Origin of the sequence: Kineosporia sp. R_H_3, assembly GCF_002198675.1 — a bacterium.
In the GTDB taxonomy this organism is placed as follows: Bacteria; Actinomycetota; Actinomycetes; order Actinomycetales; family Kineosporiaceae; genus R-H-3.
The window spans coordinates 1-9,189 of the sequence record NZ_MWLL01000179.1; the positions used below are offsets into that span (position 1 = coordinate 1).

Sequence of the window (9,189 nt, forward strand, 5' to 3'; positions counted from 1 at the left end):
ATCCCGCGGGACGCGACGAACACCCCGGCCCCGCGGCCGGCCTCGGCCGAGATCGACGTCGTCCGGCTCAAGGGCCCCGCGGCCCGCGTCGTGACGAACATGGAGTCGAGCCTCGAGCTGCCGACCGCGACGAGCGTGCGCGCCGTCCCGGCGAAGCTGCTCATCGACAACCGGGTCGTCGTCAACAACCACCTCGCCCGCGCCCGCGGCGGCAAGGTGTCGTTCACCCACCTCATCGGGTTCGCGCTCGTCGAGGCGCTCGCGCAGATGCCCGAGATGAACTACGCGTTCGGCGAGGACGCCGAGGGCAAGCCGGCCGTCCTCAAGCCGTCGCACGTCAACCTCGGCATCGCGATCGACCTCGCGAAGCCGGACGGCACCCGCTCGCTCCTCGTCCCGAACATCAAGCACTGCGAGACGATGGACTTCGCCCAGTTCTGGGCGGCCTACGAGGACGTCATCCGCCGCGCCCGCACCGGCAAGCTCGGCGCGGACGACTTCGCCGGCACGACGCTCAGCCTGACGAACCCGGGCACGATCGGGACCAACCACTCGGTGCCGCGGCTCATGAAGGGCCAGGGCACGATCATCGGCGTCGGGGCGATGGACTACCCGGCCGAGTACCAGGGCGCCTCCGAGGAGACCCTCGCCCGGCTCGCGGTGAGCAAGATCATGACGCTCACGTCGACGTACGACCACCGGATCATCCAGGGCGCGCAGTCCGGCGACTTCCTGCGCGTCGTCCACGGCAAGCTGCTCGGCGACGACGGCTTCTGGGACCGGATCTTCCATGCGCTGCGGATCCCCTACGAGCCGATCCGCTGGGTCCGCGACATCTCCGTCTCGCACGACGACGAGATCAACAAGACCGCGCGCGTCCAGGAGCTCATCCACGCCTACCGGGTCCGCGGCCACCTCATGGCCGACACCGACCCGCTGGAGTACAAGCAGCGCCGGCACCCGGACCTCGACGTCACGAGCCACGGCCTCACGCTGTGGGACCTCGACCGCGAGTTCCCGACCGGCGGCTTCGGCGGCAAGCCCGTCATGAAGCTGCGCCACATCCTCGGCGTCCTGCGCGACTCCTACTGCCGCACGGTCGGCATCGAGTACATGCACATCCAGGACCCGGAGCAGCGGCAGTGGCTCCAGGACCGGATCGAGCACCCGTACGCCAAGCCGTCCCCGGACGAGCAGCTGCGGATCCTGCGCCGGCTCAACGCGGCCGAGGCCTTCGAGACGTTCCTGCAGACGAAGTTCGTCGGGCAGAAGCGGTTCAGCCTCGAGGGCGGCGAGAGCGTCATCCCGCTGCTCGACGCCGTCCTGTCCGAGGCCGCGCGCGCGGACCTCGACGAGGTCTGCATCGGCATGCCGCACCGCGGCCGGCTCAACGTGCTCGCGAACATCGCCGGCAAGAGCTACGGGCAGATCTTCCGCGAGTTCGAGGGCACCCAGGACCCGAAGTCGGTCCAGGGCTCCGGCGACGTGAAGTACCACCTCGGCACCGAGGGCACCTTCACGGCCGAGACCGGCGAGCAGACCCGGGTCTACCTCGCGGCGAACCCGTCGCACCTCGAGGCCGTGAACCCGGTGCTCGAGGGCGTCGTCCGGGCCAAGCAGGACCGGCTCAACCGGGGCAGCGCGTTCTTCTCCGTGCTGCCGGTGCTCATGCACGGGGACGCCGCGTTCGCCGGCCAGGGGGTCGTCGCCGAGACGCTCAACCTGTCGCAGCTGCGCGGGTACCGCACGGGCGGCACCGTCCACGTCATCATCAACAACCAGGTGGGCTTCACGACGGCGCCCGCGTCGTCGCGCTCGTCCGTGTACTGCACCGACGTCGCCCGGATGATCCAGGCGCCGATCTTCCACGTGAACGGCGACGACCCCGAGGCGTGCGTCCGCGTCGCGCGGCTGGCCTTCGAGTTCCGGATGGCGTTCGACAAGGACGTCGTCATCGACATGGTCTGCTACCGCCGCCGCGGCCACAACGAGGGCGACGACCCCTCGATGACGCAGCCGCTCATGTACAACCTCATCGAGGCCAAGCGCAGCGTCCGCAAGCTCTACACCGAGGGCCTCATCGGTCGCGGCGACATCTCCGTCGAGGACGCCGAGCGCGCCCTGCGGGACTACCAGGAGCAGCTCGAGCGCGTCTTCGCGGAGACCCGTGAGGCGACCGACACCCCGCAGGCCCCGACCGGTGACGTCACCGCGGGGCTGGACCTGCCGCTCGCGCAGCAGCAGGCCGCCGCGAACCAGCACGTGGCGCCCCGGCCGACGGCGGTCGACCCGGCCGTCCTCAAGCGGATCGGCGACGCGCACGTCTCGCCGCCGCCCGGGTTCGTCGTCCACCCCAAGCTCATGCCGATGCTCGAGAAGCGTGCGGCGATGTCGACCGAGGGTGCCGTCGACTGGGGCTACGGCGAGGTCCTCGCGTTCGGTTCGCTGCTGCTCGAGGGCACCTCGATCCGGATGGCCGGCCAGGACAGCCGCCGCGGCACGTTCGTGCAGCGGCACGCCGTCCTCACGGACAAGCTCACCGGCACCGAGTGGACGCCGCTGGCGAACCTCGCCGAGGAGCAGGGCAAGTTCTGGATCTACGACTCGCTCCTGTCCGAGTACGCGGCGATGGGCTTCGAGTACGGGTACTCCGTCGAGCGCCCGGACGCCCTCGTGCTCTGGGAGGCGCAGTTCGGCGACTTCGGCAACGGCGCCCAGACGATCGTCGACGAGTTCATCTCCTCGTCCGAGCAGAAGTGGGGCCAGCGCTCATCGGTCGTCCTGCTCCTGCCGCACGGCTTCGAGGGCCAGGGCCCGGACCACTCGTCGGGCCGTATCGAGCGCTACCTGCAGATGTGCGCCGAGAACAACATCACGGTCGCCATGCCGTCGACCCCCGCGTCGCACTTCCACCTGCTGCGCCGCCAGGCGTACGCCCAGCCGCGCCGGCCGCTCGTCGTCTTCACCCCGAAGTCGATGCTGCGGCTCAAGACGGCGCAGTCCGCGGTGGAGGACTTCACGACCGGCGGCTTCCGCACCGTGATCCCCGAGGGCCCGAGCCTGCGCTCCTCGGACGTCGACCGCGTGCTCCTGTGCTCGGGGAAGGTCTACTGGGACCTGCTCGCCGAGCGCACCAAGCGCGGCGACACCCGGACGGCGATCGTCCGCCTCGAGCAGCTCTACCCGCTCGACGCGGCCGCCGTCCTCGACGCGGTCGACCGCTTCCCGAACGCCCAGCTCGTCTGGGTGCAGGAGGAGCCGGCCAACCAGGGCCCGTGGCCGTTCATCGCGCTCAACCTGCCCGAGCACCTCGGCGGCCGTCCGCTCCTGCGGGTCTCCCGCCCGGCGTCGGCCTCCCCCGCGGCCGGCTCGTCGAAGAAGCACGCGGCCGAGCAGGCCAGCCTCGTGCAGCAGTCCTTCGACCGCTGACCCGACCGACGCGTCACGCACACCCGGCGGCGCCGGACCCTTCGCGTAGGGTCCGGCGCCGCTGCGCTGCCCGGTCGCGCCCCACACGGCTGCCCGGTCGCGCCACAGGTTCGTCGTTGCTGCCCGACACCCCGGAGCCCGCCCGGCGTGTCGCCGACCGACGACGACGCCGTGGCGCGCGCTTTGCTCTGCCATCACCAGCGAGCCAGACCGTCGCAGGGGTAGCCCCCACTCGATGCTTGCTCTGCCCTCACTCGTGAGGGTGTCGAGCACTCGTCGATGGATGTAGCGATCGATGTGTGGACGCCGGGGTCATCACCCCGGAACCCCTACATCGACGGCGACATCGACGGCTGCACGTCGGCCCGGTCGACGGCCCGGTCGACGGCCCAGCGACGCTCCGCCGTCCGGCCGGCCACGACGCCACCCTCACAGGTGAGGGCAGAGCAAGCACCAGGCGCAGCGCGTCCGGGCCCTGCCGCGGTGCCGCCCCACCCGTGGCTCGCCGGTGCTGGCAGACCAAAGCACGGCGAGAAGGGTGTGCCCCTGCGCGGGCGGACGGCCGGGGCAGGCGACAATAGGAGACGTGTACTTCACCGACCGCGGCATCGAGGAGCTCGAGACCCGCCGGGGCGAGGAGGAGGTCAGCCTCGCCTGGGTGGCCGAGCGCCTGCGTGAGTTCGTCGACCTGAACCCGGAGTTCGAGACCCCCGTCGAACGGCTCGCGACGTGGCTCGCGCGTCTGGACGACGAGGACGAGTGAGCACGCACCTCGGGGAACGGACGACCATCGGGGGACGGACAGACATCGGGGGACGGACATGGGACCGGCCGGACAGGACGGCACGACGATGACGGCGACGGACGGCACGGGGCGGTACGCCCCCCGGGCGCCTGAGCTGCGCGTCTGCGTCGTCGGCGACGACTTCGTCGCGGGCGTCGGCGACCCGCGCTCGCTCGGCTGGGTGGGGCGGGTCGGGGCGCGGACGTCGCGCACCGAGAGCCTCGTGACGCTCTTCCCGCTCGGGGTGCCCGGCGAGACGACGACCGGTCTGCTCGCCCGCTGGCGGGAGGAGACCGGGCGCCGGTTCGCCGACGCCGACCCGGAGTCGTTCCGGCTCGTCATCGGGCTCGGGCACGCCGACCTCGCCGACGGGATGTCGCTCGCCCGGTCGCGGCTCAACCTCGCGAACGTGCTCGACGAGTGCCTCGCGCGCAACCTGCCGGTGTTCGTCGTCGGGCCGCCACCGGCCGACCGGGCGCAGCACGCGGACCTCGTGCCCGAGCTCTCCGACGCCTTCGCGGACGTCTGCCTGCGCCGCCGGGTGCCCTACGTCGACTGCTGGCGCCCGCTCGTCCACCACGAGGACTGGCTCACGGACATGGCCGCCGGCGACGGCCGGCACCCCGGGCAGGTCGGGTACGGCCTCATGGCCTGGCTCGTGCTGCACAACGGCTGGGCCCAGTGGCTCGGCGTCGCCGAGGACTGAACCGAGGACCGAACCGAGGACCAGACCGGCGACCGGCGCAGCGCCTCACAGGTCCCGGCGCCACCAGAGCATGCCGTCGTCCTCGGTGCCGACCAGGCCGAACCCGTTCTTCTCGAGCACCCGGCGGCTCGCGGCGTTGGTGACGGCGGTCTCGGCCGTCACGGCGCGCAGCCCGAGCCGGCGCGCGAGGTCGAGCATGCCCGCGAGGGCCTCGGTCGCGAAGCCGGCGCCGTGCACGGACGGCGCGAGCCCGTACCCGACCTCGACGACGCCCGCCGCGTCCGGCGCGGTCTTGAAGCCGATCCCGCCGACGGCGACGTCCACGGCCTCCGGCTCCCGGAGCAGCCGCACCTGGAGCGGCCCCCACGGCGCCTCGGCGGTCGGGACCGCGCCGTCGCGCAGGGACAGCCCGGCCATGAGGACGTCGCCGTCCGTCGGGTAGTCCGGCGCCCAGGCGCCGTCGTCGACGAGGACGGCGCGCACCCTGTCCCGGACCGCGACGAGGTCCGGCCCGGGCAGCGCGACGAGCGCGAGCCGCGCCGTCCGGACGACGACCTCGGCCCGGGCGGGACCCGTCACGGCCGGGTGAAGACGACCTTGCCGACGAGGTCCCCGGCCGCCATCTTCGCGAAGCCGTCACGGGCGTCCTCGAGCGGCATCACCGAGTCGACGAGCGGGCGCACCCCGGTCTGCTCGCAGAACCGCATGAGCCGCTCGAGCTCCTCCTTCGTGCCCATCGTCGAGCCGACGACGCGCAGCTGGAGGAAGAAGATCCGGTTGAGCTCGGTCGCCGCCGGGTTCGGGCCGGACGTCGCACCGGAGATGACGACGGTGCCGCCCTGCTTGAGCGACTTCACCGAGTGCCCCCAGGTCGCCGCGCCCACGGTCTCCATGACGGCGTCGACCCGCTCGGGCAGCCGGGCCCCGGACTCGAACGCCGCCGCGGCCCCCAGCTCGATCGCCTTGGCCCGCTTGGCCTCGTCCCGGCTCGTCGCCCAGACCCGGTACCCGGCCGCGGCGCCGAGCGCGATGAGCGCGGTCGCGACGCCGCCGCCGGCGCCCTGGACGAGCACCGTCGAGCCGGGCTGCAGCCCGGACTGGGTGAAGAGCATCCGGTACGCGGTCAGCCACGCGGTCGGCAGGCAGGCGGCCTCCTCCAACGACAGCGCCGCGGGCTTGGGCACGAGGTTGCGCCGCGGCACGACGACCTCGTCGGCGAGCGTGCCCTGGTACCGCTCGGAGAGCAGCGAGCGCTTCGGGTCCATCGTCTCGTCACCGCGGTAGTCCGGGTCGCCGATGACGGCGTGGACGACGACCTCGCGGCCCTCGTCGTCGAGCCCGGCCGCGTCGCAGCCGAGGATCATCGGGAGCCGCTCCGCGGGCAGGCCGACCCCGCGCAGGCTCCACACGTCGTGGTGGTTCAGGCTGGCGGCACGCACCCGCACCCGGGCCCAGCCCTCGGGGACCTCCGGGGCCGGACGTTCGCCCACGACGAGGGCGGACAGCGGGTCGTCGGGGCTGGTCGTGGCGGCGTAGGCAGCGAGCATGGCCGCAATCTACGGGTCAGGCACCCGGTCCGCACCGTCCGGGCGGCCTTCTGGGCCGGGCAACGGTACGGACCGGGTGCCTGAGGCGGGACTTCGGGTCTCGCCGTGGGGCCGCCGGGTCGGCGGCCGGTTCCGTGGGCGGTCAGGCGCGGGCGACACCGTCGGCGCGGGCCGCCGCCATGACCGCCTGGGCGACGGCGGTGACGACCCGCTCGTCGAAGACGCTCGGCACGACCTCGCCCGCCGTGGGCTCGCCGACGCAGCCCGCGATCGCCTCGGCCGCCGCGAGCTTCATGCCCTCGGTGACCCGCGTCGCCCGGCAGTCGAGCGCGCCCCGGAAGATCCCCGGGAAGGCGAGGACGTTGTTGATCTGGTTGGGGAAGTCGCTGCGCCCGGTGCCGACGACCGCCGCGTACCGGCCCGCGACGTCCGGGTGCACCTCCGGGTCGGGGTTGGCGAGCGCGAAGACGACGCCGCCGGCGGCCATCGTCGCGACGACCTCCTCGGGGACCGTGCCGCCGGAGACCCCGACGAAGACGTCCGCGTCGCGCAGCGCGTCGGCGATGCCGCCGGTGACGCGGCGCGGGTTCGTCCGGGCCGCGAGCTCGCTCTTGACCTCGCTGAGGTCGTCGCGCGACGGCTCGACGACGCCGCGGCTGTCGCACACGACGACGTCCTCGACGCCCGCCCGGCGCAGGATCGCCGCGATGGCCACGCCCGCGGCGCCCGCACCGCTGATGACCGTCCGCAGCCCGGTGAGCTCGCGACCGATGACCTTCGCGGCGTTCATGAGGGCGGCGAGGACGACGACGGCGGTGCCGTGCTGGTCGTCGTGGAAGACCGGCATCGCGAGCCGCTCCTGGAGCCGGCGCTCGATCTCGAAGCAGCGCGGCGCGGAGATGTCCTCGAGGTTGATGCCGCCGAAGGTCGGCGCCATGAGCGCGACCGTCTCGACGATCGTGTCGACGTCGGTCGTGGCGAGGCAGATCGGGACGGCGTCGACGCCCGCGAAGTGCTTGAACAGCAACGCCTTGCCCTCCATGACGGGCATCGCGGCGCCGGGCCCGATGTCGCCGAGTCCGAGGACGGCGGTGCCGTCGGAGACGACCGCCACCGTGTTGCCGCGACCGGTGTAGACGTCGAGCAGGCCCGGGTTCGCGGCGATCGCGCGGGACACGTCGGCGACACCAGGGGTGTAGGCGAGCGACAGGTCGCGGCGGTCGCGCAGCGGCGACCTCGGGACGACCTCGAGCTTGCCGCCCGCGTGGAGCGCGAACACCGGGTCGCTCGGGTCGGGCCGGCCCGCGGCCGGGTCGTGCGGGGTGGCGAGGGAGCTCGTGAGCTCCTCGAAGGCGACGTCGAGATCGAGCGGCTCTGCAGACATGGATGACCCCAGGAAGGAAGGACGGCGACGCCCCGCGCGCGCCGGGACGGCGACGACGGACGGCCGAAGCGAAAGGTGGGATGTCGAGTGGTGTCTCGACGAAGGAATCGGCGACTCGGTTGCGGTCGCGCGACCTCGCGGTCGCGGCGTGCGCGACACGGTGTGGTCGCTGACACCTGGAGAACGGGGGTCACCCGTGGCAACACTGTGCCACAACCGGACGGCGCCGCGCGAGAGCGTGGGCGACGATGGGCACGTGACGAATGCCTCGCCCGACCTGCTCCCGCTGCCCGGCGGCCTCGCCCTGGTGCGCCTGGGAGCGCAGGCGCGGTCGATGCTGCCGACGCTGCGGCCCGGCGACCGGCTGCTCGTCCGGGCGGGCACCGGGGCGACCCGCCGGGTCCGCGACGGCCGGCTCGTCGTCGTCCGCCTGCCCGGCGGCCGGCCGCCGTCCGTCAAGCGGCTCGTCCACACCGATGCCGACGGGTGGTGGGTCGAGCGGGACAACCCGGCCGAGGGGGTCGACTCCTGGCAGGTCGGGTCGATCCCGGCCGGTGACCGGCTCGGCGTCGTCGTCGCGCGCCTGTGGCCGCGGCCGGGGCTGCTCCGGACGGCGCCGCGACGCTGACCCGGGCCCGCGCCGCACCCCGGTTCGGGGGTGGCGCCCATGCGCCGTGCAGGGGACGCAGGTAGCGTGACCGGCGTCGGTCCCTCCAGGGGCCGCGCACAAGCCAGACATCATCTTCGACGTTCCACGAAAGGGAGTGACGGGATGCTCAGGCGTCTCCTCGACGCCCTCGCGGGGACCGAGGTCAGCGCGCACTGCGACCTCCCCTGCGGCGTCTACGACCCGGCCCAGGCCAAGATCGAGGCCCAGTCGGTCAAGGCCACGATCGAGAAGTTCCTCGCCTCCGACGACGAGACCTTCAAGGCGCGGGCCATCGCCATCAAGGAAGAGCGCAGCGACCTCGTCAAGCACCACCTCTGGGTGCTGTGGACGGACTACTTCAAGCCGCCGCACTTCGAGAAGTACCCGCAGCTCCACCAGCTCTTCAACGACGCGACGAAGCTCGCGGGCGCAGGCGGCACGAAGGGTTCGACCGACGTCGCCGTCGCCGACCAGCTCCTCGCCAAGATCGACGAGATCGCGGAGATCTTCTGGGAGACCAAGAAGGCCTGACGCACGCCGATCCCCGAACGGCGCCCCGGCCCTGCGGCCGGGGCGCCGTTCGGCGTCTGGCCCGGCGCTCTCCCGTCCGGGCCTCCCCCGTGCGGTTACCGACGGGTAATGTGCGCCGCATGACGACGGAGTCGCAGCCCGCAGCCACCCCCGCCTCGC

General features: G+C 73.0%; 8 protein-coding genes. 5 read left to right on the plus strand and 3 right to left on the minus strand.

What is annotated here, in order from left to right:
• From ECOMGDLI_RS20000 to ECOMGDLI_RS20010, 3 genes are all read left to right on the plus strand, one after another.
• A partial coding sequence (locus ECOMGDLI_RS20000; RefSeq protein ID WP_143447813.1) for a multifunctional oxoglutarate decarboxylase/oxoglutarate dehydrogenase thiamine pyrophosphate-binding subunit/dihydrolipoyllysine-residue succinyltransferase subunit occupies positions 1 to 3,429 on the plus strand: 3,429 nt, incomplete at its 5' end.
• A 586-nt stretch (positions 3,430 to 4,015) separates the two neighbouring features.
• Positions 4,016 to 4,192 carry a DUF6104 family protein gene (locus tag ECOMGDLI_RS35405; RefSeq protein WP_088281046.1) on the plus strand — a complete coding sequence of 59 codons (177 nt, stop codon included), beginning with the start codon at positions 4,016 to 4,018 and terminating at the stop codon, positions 4,190 to 4,192.
• An 88-nt stretch (positions 4,193 to 4,280) separates the two neighbouring features.
• Complete coding sequence (locus ECOMGDLI_RS20010) at positions 4,281 to 4,919, plus strand: GDSL-type esterase/lipase family protein (RefSeq protein ID WP_088318658.1); 639 nt, start codon at positions 4,281 to 4,283, stop codon at positions 4,917 to 4,919.
• A gap of 45 nt (positions 4,920 to 4,964) precedes the next feature.
• Here the strand turns inward: ECOMGDLI_RS20010 and ECOMGDLI_RS20015 are convergent, their stop codons facing one another.
• From ECOMGDLI_RS20015 to ECOMGDLI_RS20025, 3 genes are all read right to left on the minus strand, one after another.
• Complete coding sequence (locus ECOMGDLI_RS20015) at positions 4,965 to 5,498, minus strand: GNAT family N-acetyltransferase (RefSeq protein ID WP_088318655.1); 534 nt, start codon at positions 5,496 to 5,498, stop codon at positions 4,965 to 4,967.
• A complete protein-coding gene (locus ECOMGDLI_RS20020) occupies positions 5,495 to 6,466 on the minus strand; it encodes a zinc-binding dehydrogenase (RefSeq protein WP_088318656.1) in 972 nt (323 codons plus the stop codon). Before ECOMGDLI_RS20020 ends, ECOMGDLI_RS20015 begins: the two co-directional genes overlap by 4 nt.
• Before the next feature lie 142 nt (positions 6,467 to 6,608).
• Complete coding sequence (locus tag ECOMGDLI_RS20025) at positions 6,609 to 7,850, minus strand: NADP-dependent malic enzyme (protein ID WP_088318657.1); 1,242 nt, start codon at positions 7,848 to 7,850, stop codon at positions 6,609 to 6,611.
• A gap of 256 nt (positions 7,851 to 8,106) precedes the next feature.
• Between ECOMGDLI_RS20025 and ECOMGDLI_RS20030 the strand changes: the two genes are divergently transcribed.
• Positions 8,107 to 8,478: a S24 family peptidase gene (locus ECOMGDLI_RS20030; RefSeq protein ID WP_198955035.1), complete on the plus strand. Its 372-nt coding sequence runs from the start codon at positions 8,107 to 8,109 to the stop codon at positions 8,476 to 8,478.
• A 144-nt stretch (positions 8,479 to 8,622) separates the two neighbouring features.
• On the plus strand, positions 8,623 to 9,030 hold the full coding sequence (gene sodN / locus ECOMGDLI_RS20035) for a superoxide dismutase, Ni (RefSeq protein ID WP_088287564.1): 408 nt from the start codon (positions 8,623 to 8,625) through the stop codon (positions 9,028 to 9,030).
• Positions 9,031 to 9,189 lie beyond the last annotated feature (159 nt).

Bases quoted from the DNA above. Each gene is read 5' to 3' on its own strand.
- ECOMGDLI_RS20025 (WP_088318657.1), bottom strand. From the start codon at position 7,850: ATGTCTGCAGAGCCGCTCGATCTCGACGTCGCCTTCGAGGAGCTCACG.
- ECOMGDLI_RS20020 (WP_088318656.1), bottom strand. From the start codon at position 6,466: ATGCTCGCTGCCTACGCCGCCACGACCAGCCCCGACGACCCGCTGTCC.
- sodN (WP_088287564.1), top strand. From the start codon at position 8,623: ATGCTCAGGCGTCTCCTCGACGCCCTCGCGGGGACCGAGGTCAGCGCG.
- ECOMGDLI_RS20010 (WP_088318658.1), top strand. From the start codon at position 4,281: ATGACGGCGACGGACGGCACGGGGCGGTACGCCCCCCGGGCGCCTGAG.